The following is a 15,960-nucleotide window of genomic DNA, read 5'->3' on the forward strand; positions in this document are numbered from 1 at the left end:
GTCCCTCCGAACATGGTGGATGTCAGGCGCGCACCGTCGCACTGTTCCTTAGGCGCGCACCGTCGCACTGTTCCTTAGGCGCGCACCGTCGCACTGTTCCTTAGGCGCGCACCGTTGCACGACGGTAGGCGACGAGCGCCAGCGCCACCAAGGCCACCCCCCAGGCGAGGATGCCGGCCGCGTCGGCCGCGTGCGGGGCCTCGCCCGCCGCGATCTGCCATCCGACGCGCGCGTAGTCGTACGACGGGGTCACGTGGGCGATGCTCTTCATGGCCGCGGGCATCATGCTCTCGGGGAACCAGAGCCCGCCGAGAAGAGCCAGCCCGAACATGCCGATCATCGCGACGGGCTGCGCGGTGTCGGGCGGCAGCAGGGATCCGATCGCCAGACCCAGCGCCGCGAACGGGATCGTGCCGGCCCACATCGCCAGGATCAGCTCCGCCCACTGCAGCGGCGGCAGCGAGACGTGCTGGGTCAGCACCGCGGCCAGGCCGACCAGCAGCAGCGACGGCAGCACCAGCAGCATCGAGGAGGCCAGCTTCGTCAGGATGATCGCCCGGCCCGGCAGCGGGGTGATCTGGAGCTGCCGCAGCCAGCCGCTGTGCCGCTCCTGCGACCAGGGCACGGCCGTCGACATCATGGCGGCGGCCAGCGCGCCGTACGCGGCCATCGAGACCATCAGCAGGACGCTGCCGCGCAGCCCCGTCGCCTGGTCGGACTCCGACCCCCAGAGGTTGGAGTAGAGGAGGTAGAACCCGACGGGGAAGGCCACCACGAAGATGATGTAGCGCTTGTTGCGCAGCATCCGCAGCATTTCGACCTTGATGTAGTGCCGCATCGTCAGGCCTCCTTGGTGAGGGCGAGGAAGGCGTCCTCCAGGTCGGCCCCGTGGACCTGGAGGTCGCGGACGTCGAGGGTGGTCTTGCGATACAGGGCGGCGACGGTGGCGTCGAGGTCGGTGGTGCGCAGCGTGACCCGGCCGCCCTGGAGTTCCACGCCGGTCGTCCCGGGCAGGGCGTCGAGCCCGGCGACCGGCTGGTCGCCCAGCAGGAAGCTCACCGCCTGACCGGCGACCCCGGCCTTGATCTCGGCGGCGCTGCCGTCGGCGACGACCCGGCCGCGGGCGATCACGACGACCCGGTCGGCGTTCTCGTCGGCCTCCTCCAGATAGTGGGTGGCGAACAGGATCGTCCGGCCCCCCGCGGCGTACGCCCGCATGTTGTCCCAGAACGTGCGGCGGGACTCGACGTCCATGGCCGCGGTGGGCTCGTCGAGCAGCAGCAGTCTCGGCCCGCCCGCGATGGCCAGCGCGAACCGGACCCGCTGGGTCTGGCCGCCGGACAGCCGGTCGGCCCGCCGCCGGGCGAGCTCGGTGAGGTCGGCGAGCCGGAGGATCTCCTCCAGCGGCAGCGGACGGGGGTAGAGCCGCCGGACGAAGTCCACGGTCTCGGCCACGGTCAGCTCGGGGATCAGCGCGCCCTCCTGGAGCATCGCGCCGATCTCCCCGTCGGCGACCGCCGTCTCGGGCGGCGAGCCGAAGACCCGGATCTCCCCGGAGCTGGGCCGCAGCAGGCCCAGCAGCATGTTGATGGAGGTGGACTTCCCGGCCCCGTTCGGCCCGAGGAGGGCGACCGTGGCGCCGGCCGGGATCTCCAGGTCGAGGCCGTCGACCGCGAGGACGTCCCCGTATCTCTTCGTGACGCCGGTGAAGGCGATGGCGTTCATGCCTTCACGGTAGGGATCGGGCGTGCCCGATCATCAGTGCCGCGTCTCCGGCCTTCGCGATGACATTTGTCACCCGCCTCCCTCCCCCACACGAGAGGGGAGGGAGGGAACGCCGGGATCGTCAGGCCACTCGTCTCAGGTCCATCTGGAAGTTCTGCCGCCAGGTGGCGCCGCCGTCGAGGGTGTACTCACCGACCTCGTGCCACGTTCTGCCGGTGAAGCTCAGGGTGTAGCGGATGGTGGGCCCCCCGGTCTGGAGGCTCCATTGGAAGGTGTGGTCGCCGACCACGGGCACGGACTCGGTGACGTGCCCCTGGGAGAACGCCTCCCACCGGTACTGCCCGGTCGCGTCGCTGTAGCTGACGACCGCGAGCGCGGTGTCCACGATCCTGCGCGGATCGGCCTTGTCCCGCCCTTCGCCCTCCACCGTGAGCACCTGGCCGCCCGCCTTGTAGGCGACCTTCTCGGTCTGGAGGAACTCCTGCCGGCCGGTGGCGGTGTCGACCCATCCCGAGCCGGCCCATTTCCCGACCATGAAGTCGAGCCTGCGGATCGCGTCGAGTTGCGTCGCGGGGACGTCCGCCGCCCCCGCGCTGGTCGCCGAACGCTCCGCCGCGACGGCGGGCGCGCCCGCCGCGAGGGTGAGCGCGCACATCAACGGCACCAGCAGACGATGTAATCGCATCATGACGCGATCTTGACACACGGCGCGCCCCGGTGACAGCGGGCCGGAACAGCCTGATTCAGAGACGGCAGGCGAAGATCGCGGTGACCAGGATCGCCTTGGCGCCGATCTCCCAGAGCTGGTCCATCACCTGCTGGTGGCCCTTGCGCGGGACCATCGCCCGCACGGCCACCCAGCCCTCGCGGTGGAGCGGGGAGACGGTCGGCCCCTCCATGCCCGGGGTGATGGCGATGGCCTCGTCGATGCGCTCGGCCCGGATGTCGTAGTCGATCATCACGAAGTCGCGGGCCACGAGCACGCCCTGCAGGCGCCGGATGAGCTGCTGGAAGCCGTTGGCCTCGGGGGCGCCGGCCCGCTTGATCAAGATGGCCTCGGAGTGCGCGATCGGCTCGCCGAACACCTCGAGGCCGACGTTGCGCAGCGTCGTGCCGGTCTCCACCACGTCGGCGACCGCGTCGGCGACGCCGAGCCTGATCGCCGTCTCGACCGCGCCGTCGAGCTTGATGACCCGGGCGTCCACGCCCTGGTCGGCGAGGTGCTTGCCGAGCAGCCCGGCGTACGAGGTGGCGATGCGCAGCCCGGACAGGTCGGTCACACCGGAGTGGGCGCCCGGCGCGGAGGCGAAGCGGAACGTCGACCGGCCGAACCCGAGCGGCATGACCTCCTCGGCGGGGGCGCCGGAGTCGAACAGCATGTCGCGCCCGGTGATGCCGGCGTCCAGGGTGCCCTCGCCGACGTAGACGGCGATGTCGCGCGGGCGGAGGAAGAACAGCTCGCAGGAGTTCTCGGAGTCGACGACCACGAGCTCCTTGCTGTCCCTGCGCTGGCGGTAGCCCGCCTCTTTCAGCATGGTCTGGGCGGCCTCGGAGAGCGCGCCCTTGTTCGGTACGGCGATGCGCAGCATGGGTGGAAGATCCTTTCAGGCAAGAACGAGGTCGATGGACGATCTGCGGCCGCCGTGGCGGCTACAGATGCTTGTAGACCTCGTCCAGCCCGATTCCGCGCGCCAGCATCAGGACCTGGACGTGATAGAGCAGCTGCGAGATCTCCTCGGCCGCCCGGTCCGCCGACTCGTGCTCGGCCGCCATCCAGCTCTCCGCGGCCTCCTCGACGACCTTCTTGCCGATGGCATGGACGCCGGCGTCCAGGGCGGCCACGGTGCCCGACCCCGCGGGCCGGGTGCGCGCCTTCTCTGCCAGCTCGGCGTACAGCTCTTCGAAGGTCTTCATGGTCTCTCTCGGATCGTGGACGTGCGCCTTCAGGGTATCGGCCCCAGGGTAGTCGCGGGGGCGGGCCGCCGCTCCCCGCGTCCACCCTGCGAGATCGGCCCCACTCCCGGGCTCGATTCCCGGGAGATCGGGCCCCGGGGATCGGGCCTCGGTGATCGGGCTCAGCCCAGGATCTTCCTGGCCAGCCTGAGCTGCTCGAGCGCCTGCTGCGACTCCCCGCCCTCATGACCGTTGAACGGCCAGACCGTGATGTCCTTGGGACCGGCGTAGTGGTTGTAGGCCGCGAACACGGTCGAGGCCGGGGTCACGCCGTCGCGCAGGGCCACGGAGAACCGGGCGGGCGTGCGGGCCCGCGCGGCGAAGTGAAGCCCGTCGAAGTAGTCGATGGTCGCGAAGATGTCCTCGACCCGGGTCCTGTGGATGCCGCAGAACCGGCCCAGCTCGCCGTACGGCTCCTCGTCGGTGATCTCGACGGCGCGCCGGATGTCGCACATGAACGGCACGTTGACGAACGCGTAGGCGAGGTCCGGCACGAGCGCGGAGGCGGCCAGCGCCATGCCGCCGCCCTGGCTGCCTCCGGTCACCACGACCCGCGCGGCGTCCACCAGGGGGTGCGACCTGGCCGCCTCGACCGCGCGTACCACGTCGGTGTAGAGCCGCCGGTAGTAGTAGTCGTCCCGGTCGAACACGCCCTGGGTGAGCTTGCCGGGGATCTGCGCGCCGTTGCCGCCCACCGGATCGGGGGTGTCGCCCGAGCGCCAGGTGCCGCCCTGCCCGCGCGTGTCCATCACAAAGGTCGCGTATCCCGCGGCCGGCCACAGCAGCCAGTCGTGCGGCCGGCCGCGGCCGCCGCCGTACCCGATGAACTCCACCACGCACGGCAGCGGGCCAGACGCGCCCGCGGGCGCGATGAACCATCCCTTGATCGGATGCCCGCCGAATCCCGAGAACGTCACGTCGGCCACGTCGACCAGCGCGAGGTCGGCCTCGTACGGCTCGAAGACGGGGTTCAGGTCGTGCGTGCGGGCCTCGGCCAGCGTGCGGTCCCAGAAAGCGTCGAAGTCGGCGGGCTCCCGGCGCTCGGGCAGGTACGCGCGCAACTGGTCAAGGGGCATGTCGACGAACATGGGGGCTCCCGTGAGGTGGTGGGCCTGGGCTCGTGTACGCCGCAAGGTTACACAAGTGCCCTGTTTCAGACTTCTGATCCGATTAAGAGCCGTTCGCCGGAATCCGGCTCACCATCTTTCCCGCCGTTCACCTGCGTGATCACGCCCTGAACGGCGTGACGCCCGGATTGACGGGATGAAACACCCTGTCGAAACTCATCCGGTTCAGTGCCGACTCTGCACGTGGCCCACCGGCGGCGACGAGAGCGCGGCCTTCCGATCGCCTTCTTCCTCGCCTTCCGGCGCTGTTTCACCCGCGGGATCGTGTTGCGCGGCCTGAAGGGCCGACGGCCGATGCGCCCGGGGATCGGTTCCCCGCGCCGACGGCTCGGGCGACCTCCTGCGGGTGCGTCAGCTGGGGGTGATGACCGGCCTCCGGGATCACCGTCACGGCGGCCCGCGGGAGCGTGTCCAGAAGGGCCCGTCCTTCCGGGCTGAGAGGGTCGCGGGAGCCCACCACGACATGCACGTGCCCCGGGTGACGTGCCAGCTCGGCACGGAGGTCCGCCCGCCACCGGGGCGACGCCGCGGCGGTCAGGAGCCGGGCCGCGGTGGCGGCGGCGCCGCGGCGCAGATCCGCCACGCTCGATTCGAGGGCGGCCGCGAGCGCCGGGTCTCCGGTGAGCCGCTCGGCCAGCGCCCTGGGCGAGACCCGGCCGAGATACCGGCGGGCCAGAAGCCGGGGGGTGGAGGCCGGGCGCGCCTGGAGGAAGAAGGGGGCCACGAGCGTGAGCCGCTCCACCGCGTCCGGACGGGCGGACGCGGCCTCCACCGCCGCCGCGGCGCCGATGGAGTGACCGACGATGTGACGCGCGCCGGTCTCGGTGACGAGGGCCGTCAGCCAGGACGGCCAGTCGTCGCGATCCCCCGCGCTCATCCCCAGCCCCGGCAGGTCGGCGGCGCGGGCCCGGCCCAGCGCCGCGACGACCGGCGCCCAGGTGTCGGCGTTGACCGGCAGACCCGGCAGCACCACCGTGGGCGCGCCCGGCTCGCCGAGCTCGAACGTCCGCACCCCACCCGGAGCGGTGAACCGTCTGCCGCCGGCGGGGGCGTCCCCGAACCGGCTCGCCGCCAGGTGGTCGGCCCAGCGGCGGATCGTCGTGTGGGTGTCCGGCATGGTCAGGCCGTGGCGATCGGCGAAGCCGCGCGCCGAGGCGGTGGGATAGCGGTCGCTCGACAGGAACGTCAGCGTCTCCGGATCGGCCTTCGTGAGCCGGCGGGGCAGGCGCTTCACCACGGCCACCGGAACCCGCGCCCGGGGCGCCGTGACCCGGTAATGCTCCGCGACGAGCGCGATCAGGCCGGGCAGCGTGGGCGTCTCGTCGTCCAGCAGCCAGTAGGAGGCGCGCTCGGCGGCCTCGTCCACCGGCAGCAGGGTCATGAACCGGGCGAGGTAGTCGACCGCGACCACGGGCACGAACGTGCGCGCGTCTCCGGGCACCGCCGGGAGACCGCCCTGCCAGAGGTCGCGCAGGGTCGACGCGAGCCCGAGGTACTGGCCGGCCTCGCCGGTGACGCTGTCGCCGATCACGCTGGCCGGATTGACCACCGACCAGGGCACGCCCAGCCGCTCGGCCTCGGACCGGAAGACGGCGTCCGCCTCCACCTTGGACGCCTCGTACGCGCCCAGGGCCCGGTAGGTCGCCCGCCGCCGCTCCTCGCTCCAGGGGCGGGGATCCTGCCCGCCCACCCGATACCCGGAGACGTGGACGAGGCGGCGCAGCCGCGGCAGTCGCGCCGCGAAGGCGACGAGCGCGCGGACGCTGTCGACGTTGGCGCGGCGCGCCTCGTCCGCCGTCATGCCGAACCGGTAGGCGCCGGCGCAGTTGTAGACCTCCGTGACGTCGCCGAGCTCCCCCTCGACCGGCGACGCCTTGGTGAAATCCACCCGGAGGTCGGCCGGAGCCTCGTCATGCCCGTGCTCGGCCAGCCAGCGGGCGAGCCGCCGGTAGGACTCGCGGCTCCGATTCGCCGTGCTCACCCGGACGCCCGCATGCCCGAGCGCGAGGACCAGATGGCGCCCGACGAAGCCGGTCGCGCCCAGGACCAGCGCGTGCCGCTCCCCGGCGCTCACGGCGACACCTCCGTACGCTCTGCCCGGGTCGCCTCGCCGTCCAGGGGCGCCCGCCTGCCGTGGGATGCACCGTTGCCGCGGGATGCCGACTGGACGCTGGTCCCGTGTGCCATGATTCCGATCACGCATGCCACACTAGACCGGTCTACATAGTTTGCGTCAAGCGCCGCCCCATACGCCACCGGGCCGCCCATAAGGACGGCCCGGTGGAGGTGCGGTGTTTCAGGCAATCATGGTGATGACGACTCAGCGGCCGGTGAAGCGGCTGCCACGGCCGCGGCGTCCGCCACGGCCGCCGTCGCCGCCGTAGCCTCCGCGTCCGCCCTGGCCACCGTAACCACCCTGGCCACTGTAACCGCCGTAGCCTCCGCGCCCGCTCTGGCCGCTCTGGCCGCTCTGGCCGCCCTGGCCGCCCTGACCGCCGTCGCCGCTGTATCCACCGGCCTGGCCGTGTCCGGACTGGCCACCGTACCCACCCGTGCGGCCACGGTGGTGGCCGCCGCGCGACTCGGTGCGGCCCTCGGCCCAGCCGTCGCCGGTCCGGGGACCGCGGGACCGCTCACCCTGGTCGGACCGCCTGCGCCGGCCGTCCCCGTCACCGGGGCGGTCGGTGCCGCGAACACGGTCGCCGCCGTGCCGCCTGCGGCCCGGCGCCCGGTCGTCCCGCGCGGGCCGCAGCGGCCTGCGCACGTCGGGCTCCCACACCGGAACGGCCTCGCCGCTCGGCCGCCTGGCCCCGGCGATCTCGGCCAGGATCGGGTCGCCCGGCGCCACCCGGTGACGGGACGGGGTCACCCCCGCCTTTCGGGTCATCGACTCGGCGGCGCGGCGCTCGCTCGGCAGGACCAGCGTCAGCACCACGCCGCGCTCCCCCGCGCGGGCCGTACGGCCGCCGCGGTGGAGGTAGCTCTTGTGGTCGGCCGGCGGGTCCACGTGCAGCACGAGGCTCACGTCGTCCACGTGGATGCCGCGGGCGGCGACGTCGGTGCAGACCAGCACCCCGATCCTGCCCTCGCGGAACCCGTCGAGGATGCGGGTGCGCTGGTTCTGCCGCTTGCCGCCGTGCAGGCCGCCCGCGCGGACCCCCGACCGGGCGAGTTGCTTCACGATGCGGTCCACGCCGTGCTGGGTGCGGACGAACAGGATCGTGCGGCCGTCCCGGTTGGCGATCTCCGCCGTCACGTCCACCTTGTCGTCACGGTGCACCTGGAGCAGGTGGTGCTCCATCGTCTCCACCGAGGAGGTGGCCGGATCCAGGGAGTGGATCACCGGGTCGGTCAGGAAGCGCGTGACCAGCGTGTCCACGTCGCCGTCGAGCGTCGCGGAGAACAGCAGGCGCTGCCCGTCCGAAGGCGTACGGGCGAGCAGCGCGCTGACCACGGGCAGGAACCCGAGGTCGCACATGTGGTCGGCCTCGTCGAGGACGGTGATCTGGACGTCGTCCAGCGCGCACTCGCCCTGCTCGATGAGGTCGGTCAGCCGGCCGGGCGTGGCGACGACGATGTCGACCCCCCGGCGCAGGTCGTCGATCTGGCGGCCCATGGACATGCCGCCGACGACCGTGCGGGTGCGCAGCGACAGCCCGCGGCCGAGCGGTTCGAGGGTGTCGGCCACCTGCAGGGCCAGTTCGCGGGTGGGCACCAGGACGAGGGCCCGAGGCCGGCCGGGGCGCGCCTTCTCCCCCGCGATCCTGGTCAGGGTGGGCAGGCCGAAGGCGAGCGTCTTGCCGGAGCCGGTCTGGCCCCGGCCGAGGACGTCATAGCCGGCGAGGATGTCGGGAATGGCCGCCCGCTGGATGGGGAACGGCTCAGTGATGCCCTGCCGGGCCAGCCCCGCCACGAGCGGCTTGGGCAGACCCAGCAGTGCGAACTCGGCGCGGGTCTCGGTGCCCTCACCGAGGTCAAGCATGGTCACGAAATCGTGCCTTTCGTAGAAAGAACGTGCCGGAACACGTGGGCGCGTCACTTCTGCGAAAGGACGAGCCGTTACACATACGGCGAGCGAGCCGTACCGATCGGGGCGCCGAGGGCCGGAAAGTGAGCGGCCTACGCCCGGGTGATGCCGTGAGCGCGTCCCGCAGAAGTGGAGACCGCCGGGTGGCGGCATCCCACGGACGCCCGACACTCACGTCGCACAATGCAAAGCAAAGAACAACTGTACGGCATTCCCGCTCCGCGACGGCGATTCCGCGGGCGGACGGCGGCGGGGCGCCGTGTCACGGGCGCCGTGTCACCGCACCGCATCGCGACCGCCGCGTACCGAACGCCGGATCGTGAGCACCCCATCGTGAGCACCGCACCGTGAGCACCCGGGGGGACGACCGGCGGAACGCGTGTGTCCGGGGCGCGAGGCCCCGGACACACGGGTGGCAGGACCGGACCCGGTCCGGCCGGTCAGACGTTGAAACCGAGCATGCGAAGCTGGTCGCGGCCCTCGTCGGTGATCTTGTCGGGGCCCCACGGCGGCAGCCACACCCAGTTGATGACCACGTTGGAGACCATGTCGGCGAGCGCCGAGTTGGCCTGGTCCTCGATCACGTCGGTCAGCGGGCAGGCGGCGCTGGTCAGCGTCATGTCGATGGTGGCGATCGGGCGCTCGCCCTCGCCGGCCGGGTCGAGGTTGACGCCGTACACGAGGCCGAGGTCCACCACGTTGATCCCCAGCTCGGGGTCCACCACGTCCCTCAGCGCCTCGACCACGTCGTCGAGGGAGGTCTCCCCGTCGTAGGTCCCGGTCGGCGCCTCGGTCACGGTGCCCGTCGGGGTCTCGGTCGGCTTGCTCACGTCGTCTCCTCACCTCGCGGCGCCCGCGGCGCGGCGCCGTACTTCCCAACGCGGCCGGGGCGGCCGGTCATCCCTGGCTCCTCATCAGCGCGTCCTTGTAGGCCATCCAGGCCAGCAGCGCGCACTTGACGCGGGCGGGGAACTTCGCCACACCGGCGAAGGCCACCGCGTCGCCCAGCACGTCCTCGTCGGGATCCACCTGGCCCCTGCCCTGCATGAGCCGGGTGAACTCCTCCACCACCGACAGCGACTCCTCCACCGTGGAGCCGGTGGCGAGCTCGTGCAGCACCGAGGCGGCGGCCTGGCTGATGGAGCAGCCCTGACCGTCGTAGGACACGTCGAGCACCTTGCCGCCGTCGGCCACCTTCACGCGCAGCGTCACCTCGTCGCCGCAGGTCGGGTTGACGTGGTGCACCTCCGCGTCGTACGGATCACGCAGTCCCCGCCCCTGGGGATGCTTGTAGTGTTCCAGGATCAGCTCCTGGTACATGGATTCACCGATCATGGGTCAGCCGAACACCTTCTGCACGTGGTGGAGGCCGCGGACCAGTGCGTCGATCTCGGCCGTCGTGTTGTACAGGTAGAAAGACGCCCGCGTGGTCGCCGGAATTCCGAACCTGAGGTGGAGCGGCCGGGCGCAGTGGTGACCTACCCGCACCGCGATCCCGTACACGTCGTCGAGGATCTGCCCCACGTCGTGCGGGTGGATCCCCTCCAGGGTGAACGAGATCGTGCCGCCACGGGCGATGGGCGTGCGCGGGCCGATGATCCTCAGCCCGGGGACCTCCGGCAGCGCCTCCAGCGCGTACGCGACCAGTTCCTTCTCGTGCGCCTTGATCTGGTCCATACCGACGGCGGTCAGGTAGTCGGCCGCGGCGCCGAGGCCGATCGCCTCGACGATGGGCGGCGTGCCCGCCTCGAACTTGTGCGGCACCGGCGCGTACGTCGAGTGGTCCATCCAGACCGCCTCGATCATCTCGCCGCCGCCGAGGAACGGGGGCATGGCGTCGAGCAGCTCGCGGCGGCCCCACAGCACGCCGATGCCGGACGGCCCGACCATCTTGTGCCCGGTGAACGCGACGAAGTCGACGCCCAGCTCGGTCACGTCCACGGGCTGGTGGGGCACCGACTGCGACGCGTCGAGCATCATCAGCGCGCCGACCTCGCGCACGCGGGCCACGATCGGCGAGACCGAGTTGACCGTGCCGAGCACGTTCGACTGGTGCGTAATCGAGACGATCTTCGTGCGTTCGTTGACCAGCTCGTCCAGGCCGTCGATGTCGAGGCGGCCCTCGTCGGTCACCGGGAACCAGCGCAGCGTCGCGCCGGTCCGCTGCGCGAGCAGCTGCCACGGCACGATGTTGGAGTGGTGCTCCATCTCCGAGATGACGATCTCGTCGCCGGGGCCGATCCGGAACCGCTCGTCCTCGCCGACGGGGTTGCCGAAGGCGTACGCCACGAGGTTGAGGGCCTCGGAGGCGTTCTTGGTGAACACGATCTCGTCGCGCGACGGGGCCTTGACGAAGGCGGCGATCTTGTCGCGCGCGGCCTCGTACGCCTCGGTCGACTCGCTGCCCAGCACGTGCAGCGCCCGGCCGACGTTGCCGTAATGCCAGGTCAGGTGGTCGCGCATGGTCTCGACCACCTGGGTCGGCTTCTGGGAGGAGTTGCCGGAGTCGAGGTAGACCAGCGACCTGCCTCCGGGAAGTTCGCGGCCGAGGACCGGGAAGTCCTTCCTGATCCTCTCCACGTCGAAGCCGGGCGCACTCATCAGGCGGACGCCGCCTTCGAGGTGTAGGCCTCGTAGCCCTCGTTCTCCAGCTTGTCGGCCAGCTCGGGACCGCCCTCCTCCACCACGCGCCCGCCGGCGAAGACGTGGACGAAGTCCGGCTTCACGTAACGCAGGATGCGGGTGTAGTGGGTGATCAGCAGCACGCCGGTGTCGCCGCTCGCGCGGAACCGGTTGATGCCCTCGGACACGACGCGCAGGGCGTCGACGTCGAGGCCGGAGTCGGTCTCGTCCAGTACGGCGATCTTGGGCTTGAGCAGCTCCAGCTGGAGGATCTCGTGGCGCTTCTTCTCGCCGCCGGAGAAGCCCTCGTTGGTGTTGCGCTGGGCGAAGGCCGGGTCGATGGACAGCGCGTCCATGCCCGACTTCAGCTCCTTGGCGAACTCCCGCAGCTTGGGCGCCTCGCCGCGGACCGCGGTGATCGCCGAGCGCAGGAAGTTCGACACGCTGACGCCGGGCACCTCGACCGGGTACTGCATGGCGAGGAACAGGCCAGCGCGGGCGCGCTCGTCCACCGACATCTCCAGCAGGTCCTCGCCGTCGAGCAGCACGGAGCCGGAGGTGACGGTGTACTTGGGGTGCCCCGCGACGGCGTACGCCAGCGTGGACTTGCCCGAGCCGTTCGGGCCCATGATGGCGTGCGTCTCGCCGCTGCGGACCGTCAGGTCGACGCCGCGAAGGATCTCCTTGTCGCCCACGGCGACGTGCAGGTCACGAATCTCAAGGGTGGACACTTGTATTTACTCCTTCGAGAGCGAGACGTACACGTCGTCGCCTTCGATCTTGACTCGGTAGACGTTGACGGGCCTGGTCGCCGGCGGCCCGGTGGGCTTGCCGGTGCGCAGGTCGAAGCAGGAGCCGTGCAGCCAGCACTCCAGCGTGTGGTCGTAGACCTCGCCCTCGCTGAGGCGGACCTCGGCGTGGGAGCACACGTCATGCAGGGCGAAGACCTCACCGGCGGTCCGCACCAGCGCGACGGGCGTCTCCCCGACCTCCAGGCCGAGGACGCCGCCGTCCGGGATGTCGCCGACCTGGCAGACCTTCTCCCAGTGGGCGGTCTCGGCGTTCATCGGGCCAGCTCCGCCTCGACCGCGGACAGGACGCGCTCGCGGATCTCCGGCACCTCGATCTTCTCCAGCAGCTGGGCGAAGAAGCCGTGGATGACCAGGCGGCGGGCCTCGTCGAACGGGATGCCGCGGGCCTGCAGGTAGAAGATGTGCTCGTCGTCGAGGCGGCCGGAGGCGGACGCGTGGCCCGCTCCCGCGACCTCGCCGGTGAGAATCTCCAGGTTCGGCACCGAGTCGGCGCGGGCGCCGTCGGTGAGGATGAGGTTGCGGTTCAGCTCGTAGGTGTCGGTGCCCTCGGCCTCGGCCCGGATGATCACGTCGCCGATCCAGACCGCGTGGGCGGCGTCGCCCTGCAGCGCGCCCTTGTAGGTCACGTTGCTGCGGCAGTTGGGCACGCTGTGGTCCACCAGCAGGCGGTGCTCCAGGTGCTGTCCCGCGTCCACGAAGTACAGCCCGGTCAGGTCGGCGTCGCCGCCCGGGGCGGTGTACGACACCGAGGGCGACAGCCGTACGAGGTCGCCGCCGAGGGTGACCACGAACGAGCGGAACGTCGCGTCCTTGCCGAGCCGCGCGTGGTGGTGCGAGACGTGCACGGCGTCGTCGTCCCAGTCCTGCAGGCTGACGACCTTGAGCGTCGCGCCCTCGGCCACGTCGAACTCGACGTTGTCGGCGTAGACGGCGCTGCCGCGGTGGTCGAGGACCAGCATGGCCTCGGCCATCGGCTCCACCGACACGAGGATGTGCCCGTAGGCGGCGGCGCCCGCCCCGGACCCCCGCAGCGTGATCACGGTGGGCCGGGAGGCGGCCGTCAGCTTCGGCACCGTGACGACGGTGGCCTTCTCGAACGACGAGTAGGCCTGCGCGCTGACCCGGTCGGCCGGCGTGTAGGCCTTGCCGAGCCGGGCGTCGTCGCGGCCGACGGTCTCGACACGCACCTCGGGCGCGGCCTCGACGTCGACCACGACGCCGCCGGTGACGGCGGCCGTGCCGTTGTGCAGCCCCTTCAGCCGCGACAGCGGCGTGAAGCGCCACTCCTCCTCGCGGCCCGTCGGCACGGCGAAGTCGGCCACGTCGTACGACGACTTCTCGTGCAGCGTCGACAGCGGCTTGGTCTCCAGGCCCATCAGCCGACCGCTCCTTCCATCTGCAGCTCGATCAGGCGGTTGAGCTCCAGGGCGTACTCCATGGGCAGCTCGCGGGCGATCGGCTCGACGAAGCCGCGCACGATCATGGCCATCGCCTCGTCCTCGCCGAGGCCGCGGCTCATCAGATAGAAGAGCTGGTCCTCCGACACCTTGGAGACCGTGGCCTCGTGGCCCATCGACACGTCGTCCTCGCGGACGTCCACGTAGGGGTAGGTGTCGGACCGGCTGATCTGGTCGACCAGCAGCGCGTCGCACTTGACGGTCGAGGCCGAGCCGGCCGCGCCCTCCTCGATCTGCACCAGGCCCCGGTAGGAGGTGCGGCCGCCGCCGCGCGCCACGGACTTGGAGATGATCGTCGAGGACGTCTTGGGCGCGAGGTGCACCATCTTGGCGCCCGCGTCCTGGTGCTGGCCCTCGCCGGCGAAGGCGACCGACAGCGTCTCGCCCTTGGCGTGCTCGCCCATCAGGTAGACGGCCGGGTACTTCATCGTGACCTTGGAGCCGATGTTGCCGTCGATCCACTCCATGGTCGCGCCCTCGTACGCCACGGCGCGCTTGGTGACCAGGTTGTAGACGTTGTTCGACCAGTTCTGGATCGTCGTGTAGCGGCAGCGGGCGCCCTTCTTCACGACGATCTCGACGACCGCCGAGTGCAGCGAGTCGGACGAGTAGATCGGCGCGGTGCAGCCCTCGACGTAGTGGACGTAGGAGTTCTCGTCCACCACGATCAGGGTCCGCTCGAACTGGCCCATGTTCTCGGTGTTGATCCGGAAGTAGGCCTGCAGCGGGATCTCGACGTTCACGTTCGGCGGCACGTAGATGAACGAGCCGCCCGACCACACGGCGGTGTTGAGCGCGGCGAACTTGTTGTCGCCCACCGGGATCACCGTGCCGAAGTACTCCTTGAAGAGCTCCTCGTGCTCACGCAGGCCCGTGTCGGTGTCGACGAAGATGACGCCCTTCTCCTCGAGGTCCTCACGGATCTTGTGATAGACGACCTCGGACTCGTACTGGGCGGCGACGCCGGCGATGAGGCGCTGCTTCTCCGCCTCCGGGATGCCGAGCTTGTCGTAGGTGTTCTTGATGTCGGGGGGCAGCTCGTCCCAGGACGCCGCCTGCTTCTCCGTCGAGCGGACGAAGTACTTGATGTTGTCGAAGTCGATGCCCGTGAGGTCGGAGCCCCAGGTCGGCAGCGGCTTCTTCCCGAACAGCCGAAGGCCCTTGAGGCGCAGGTCGAGCATCCACTCCGGCTCGTTCTTGAGCGCGGAGATGTTGCGGACGACCTCTTCGGACAGCCCACGACGGGCCGTGGCCCCCGCCACGTCCGTGTCGGCCCAGCCGAACTTGTAATTCCCGAGGCCTTCCAGCTCCGGGCGGTCGGTGACAGTCACCTTCCGGACTCCTTGCTCGTCGATGTGCTCGATAGATGTGCGGCCGATAGACCGGTGGTGGTCGATGGATCGGCGGTCGTCGAATCGGGACGCGCGTGCCGTGCGGCCAGCGCGTGTGAACTCACGTGGGTGGTGCAGACCCCGTCGCCGTTGGCGATCGTGGCCAGGCGCTGCACCGGCGTGCCCAGCAGCCGGGCGAACGCCTCGGTCTCCGCCTCGCACAGCTGCGGAAACTGCGCCGCGACGTGCGCGACCGGGCAGTGGTGCTGGCACAGCTGCTCGCCGCCCTTGCCCGTCGCGGACGCCGACGCCGCGTAGCCCTCGGCGGACAGCGCCTCGGCCAGCACGCGGACCCGCTGCTCGGCGGGGACCTCACGCATCAGCGCGTCAAGCCGGCCCACCAGCCCGGACACCTGCGCCCGCGCGAACTCCGACACCGCCTCGCCGCCGAGCCGCTCGGCCAGGAAGCGCAGCGCGCTGCCCGCGAGGTCGTCGTAGGCGTGCACGAAGGCGCTGCGGCCCGCATCGGTGATCGCGAACATCTTCGCCGGCCTGCCGCGCCCCCGCTGGCCGCGCGGGCGCGCCGTACGGGGCTCTATCATGCCCTCGGCCAGCAACGCGTCGAGATGGCGGCGCACCGCGGCCGGGGTAAGCCCGAGCCGCTCGCCGAGCGCCGCCGCCGTCACCGGGCCGTGCTCCAGGATGAGCCGCGCCACCCTGGCGCGGGTGCCGCGCTCGGCGGTGATGTCCATGTGCACAGGGGACGCCGAAACGGGCCGTGTCACCACGGCCTTCTCGGCGCTCTGCTTCCCCTGCACGTTTTTCACAACATCAGTGTGCCGTAATTCCTTCCCCGGCGACAAACCCAAGGCGAGGTCGGCGGGGATGCAATTTCTCACGCAGGTA

16 protein-coding genes are annotated in these 15,960 nt (G+C 71.1%); all 16 read right to left on the reverse strand.

Annotation, left to right across the window (positions count from 1 at the left end):
* Window positions 1-100: 100 nt before the first annotated feature.
* The 16 genes from BXA11_RS34650 to BXA11_RS45540 all read right to left on the reverse strand — a co-directional run bounded on the left by BXA11_RS34650 (window position 101) and on the right by BXA11_RS45540 (window position 15,806).
* Window positions 101-838, reverse strand: a complete 738-nt coding sequence (locus tag BXA11_RS34650) for an ABC transporter permease (protein WP_076441408.1) — start codon at window positions 836-838, stop codon at window positions 101-103.
* Between the two features lie 2 nt (window positions 839-840).
* Window positions 841-1,725 carry an ABC transporter ATP-binding protein gene (locus BXA11_RS34655; RefSeq protein WP_030507278.1) on the reverse strand — a complete coding sequence of 295 codons (885 nt, stop codon included), beginning with the start codon at window positions 1,723-1,725 and terminating at the stop codon, window positions 841-843.
* 121 nt (window positions 1,726-1,846) lie between these two features.
* On the reverse strand, window positions 1,847-2,413 hold the full coding sequence (locus tag BXA11_RS34660; protein WP_143734694.1) for a hypothetical protein: 567 nt from the start codon (window positions 2,411-2,413) through the stop codon (window positions 1,847-1,849).
* A gap of 55 nt (window positions 2,414-2,468) precedes the next feature.
* On the reverse strand, window positions 2,469-3,314 hold the full coding sequence (gene hisG / locus BXA11_RS34665; protein WP_030507280.1) for an ATP phosphoribosyltransferase: 846 nt from the start codon (window positions 3,312-3,314) through the stop codon (window positions 2,469-2,471).
* A 61-nt stretch (window positions 3,315-3,375) separates the two neighbouring features.
* Entirely contained in the window at window positions 3,376-3,639 is a 264-nt protein-coding gene (locus BXA11_RS34670) for a phosphoribosyl-ATP diphosphatase (RefSeq protein WP_030507281.1), read from the reverse strand.
* Between the two features lie 161 nt (window positions 3,640-3,800).
* Window positions 3,801-4,766, reverse strand: coding sequence for an acetylxylan esterase (locus BXA11_RS34675; protein ID WP_030507282.1), 966 nt, complete (start codon window positions 4,764-4,766; stop codon window positions 3,801-3,803).
* Between the two features lie 289 nt (window positions 4,767-5,055).
* Entirely contained in the window at window positions 5,056-6,879 is a 1,824-nt protein-coding gene (locus tag BXA11_RS34680) for an alpha/beta fold hydrolase (RefSeq protein WP_076441410.1), read from the reverse strand.
* Between the two features lie 246 nt (window positions 6,880-7,125).
* Window positions 7,126-8,787, reverse strand: a complete 1,662-nt coding sequence (locus BXA11_RS34685; protein ID WP_076441412.1) for a DEAD/DEAH box helicase — start codon at window positions 8,785-8,787, stop codon at window positions 7,126-7,128.
* 485 nt (window positions 8,788-9,272) lie between these two features.
* A complete protein-coding gene (locus tag BXA11_RS34690; RefSeq protein WP_030507285.1) occupies window positions 9,273-9,662 on the reverse strand; it encodes a metal-sulfur cluster assembly factor in 390 nt (129 codons plus the stop codon).
* A 67-nt stretch (window positions 9,663-9,729) separates the two neighbouring features.
* Entirely contained in the window at window positions 9,730-10,167 is a 438-nt protein-coding gene (gene sufU, locus BXA11_RS34695; protein ID WP_030507286.1) for a Fe-S cluster assembly sulfur transfer protein SufU, read from the reverse strand.
* 3 nt (window positions 10,168-10,170) lie between these two features.
* The gene (locus tag BXA11_RS34700) at window positions 10,171-11,433 is read right to left on the reverse strand and encodes a cysteine desulfurase (RefSeq protein WP_076441414.1); all 1,263 of its coding nucleotides are present in this window, start codon (window positions 11,431-11,433) and stop codon (window positions 10,171-10,173) included.
* The gene (gene sufC / locus BXA11_RS34705) at window positions 11,433-12,185 is read right to left on the reverse strand and encodes a Fe-S cluster assembly ATPase SufC (protein ID WP_076441416.1); all 753 of its coding nucleotides are present in this window, start codon (window positions 12,183-12,185) and stop codon (window positions 11,433-11,435) included. Before sufC ends, BXA11_RS34700 begins: the two co-directional genes overlap by 1 nt.
* A gap of 6 nt (window positions 12,186-12,191) precedes the next feature.
* Window positions 12,192-12,521, reverse strand: coding sequence for a non-heme iron oxygenase ferredoxin subunit (locus tag BXA11_RS34710; RefSeq protein ID WP_030507289.1), 330 nt, complete (start codon window positions 12,519-12,521; stop codon window positions 12,192-12,194).
* Window positions 12,518-13,642 (reverse strand): Fe-S cluster assembly protein SufD, encoded by a 1,125-nt coding sequence (sufD, locus tag BXA11_RS34715; protein WP_076441418.1) that lies wholly within the window; start codon window positions 13,640-13,642, stop codon window positions 12,518-12,520. Before sufD ends, BXA11_RS34710 begins: the two co-directional genes overlap by 4 nt.
* Window positions 13,642-15,054 carry a Fe-S cluster assembly protein SufB gene (sufB, locus tag BXA11_RS34720; RefSeq protein WP_030507291.1) on the reverse strand — a complete coding sequence of 471 codons (1,413 nt, stop codon included), beginning with the start codon at window positions 15,052-15,054 and terminating at the stop codon, window positions 13,642-13,644. The genes sufD and sufB overlap by 1 nt, the downstream gene beginning before the upstream one ends.
* Entirely contained in the window at window positions 15,051-15,806 is a 756-nt protein-coding gene (locus BXA11_RS45540) for a helix-turn-helix transcriptional regulator (RefSeq protein WP_083744800.1), read from the reverse strand. Before BXA11_RS45540 ends, sufB begins: the two co-directional genes overlap by 4 nt.
* Window positions 15,807-15,960 lie beyond the last annotated feature (154 nt).

Origin of the sequence: Microbispora rosea, assembly GCF_900156315.1 — a bacterium.
GTDB lineage: Bacteria > Actinomycetota > Actinomycetes > Streptosporangiales > Streptosporangiaceae > Microbispora > Microbispora rosea.

What these genes read in the sequence shown, in the direction of transcription:
- BXA11_RS34650 (WP_076441408.1), bottom strand. Translation starts at nt 838, where the DNA reads ATGCGGCACTACATCAAGGTCGAAATGCTGCGGATGCTGCGCAACAAG.
- BXA11_RS34655 (WP_030507278.1), bottom strand. Translation starts at nt 1,725, where the DNA reads ATGAACGCCATCGCCTTCACCGGCGTCACGAAGAGATACGGGGACGTC.
- BXA11_RS34660 (WP_143734694.1), bottom strand. Translation starts at nt 2,413, where the DNA reads ATGATGCGATTACATCGTCTGCTGGTGCCGTTGATGTGCGCGCTCACC.
- hisG (WP_030507280.1), bottom strand. Translation starts at nt 3,314, where the DNA reads ATGCTGCGCATCGCCGTACCGAACAAGGGCGCGCTCTCCGAGGCCGCC.
- BXA11_RS34670 (WP_030507281.1), bottom strand. Translation starts at nt 3,639, where the DNA reads ATGAAGACCTTCGAAGAGCTGTACGCCGAGCTGGCAGAGAAGGCGCGC.
- BXA11_RS34675 (WP_030507282.1), bottom strand. Translation starts at nt 4,766, where the DNA reads ATGTTCGTCGACATGCCCCTTGACCAGTTGCGCGCGTACCTGCCCGAG.
- BXA11_RS34685 (WP_076441412.1), bottom strand. Translation starts at nt 8,787, where the DNA reads ATGCTTGACCTCGGTGAGGGCACCGAGACCCGCGCCGAGTTCGCACTG.
- sufU (WP_030507286.1), bottom strand. Translation starts at nt 10,167, where the DNA reads ATGATCGGTGAATCCATGTACCAGGAGCTGATCCTGGAACACTACAAG.
- BXA11_RS34700 (WP_076441414.1), bottom strand. Translation starts at nt 11,433, where the DNA reads ATGAGTGCGCCCGGCTTCGACGTGGAGAGGATCAGGAAGGACTTCCCG.
- BXA11_RS34710 (WP_030507289.1), bottom strand. Translation starts at nt 12,521, where the DNA reads ATGAACGCCGAGACCGCCCACTGGGAGAAGGTCTGCCAGGTCGGCGAC.
- sufD (WP_076441418.1), bottom strand. Translation starts at nt 13,642, where the DNA reads ATGGGCCTGGAGACCAAGCCGCTGTCGACGCTGCACGAGAAGTCGTCG.
- BXA11_RS45540 (WP_083744800.1), bottom strand. Translation starts at nt 15,806, where the DNA reads ATGGACATCACCGCCGAGCGCGGCACCCGCGCCAGGGTGGCGCGGCTC.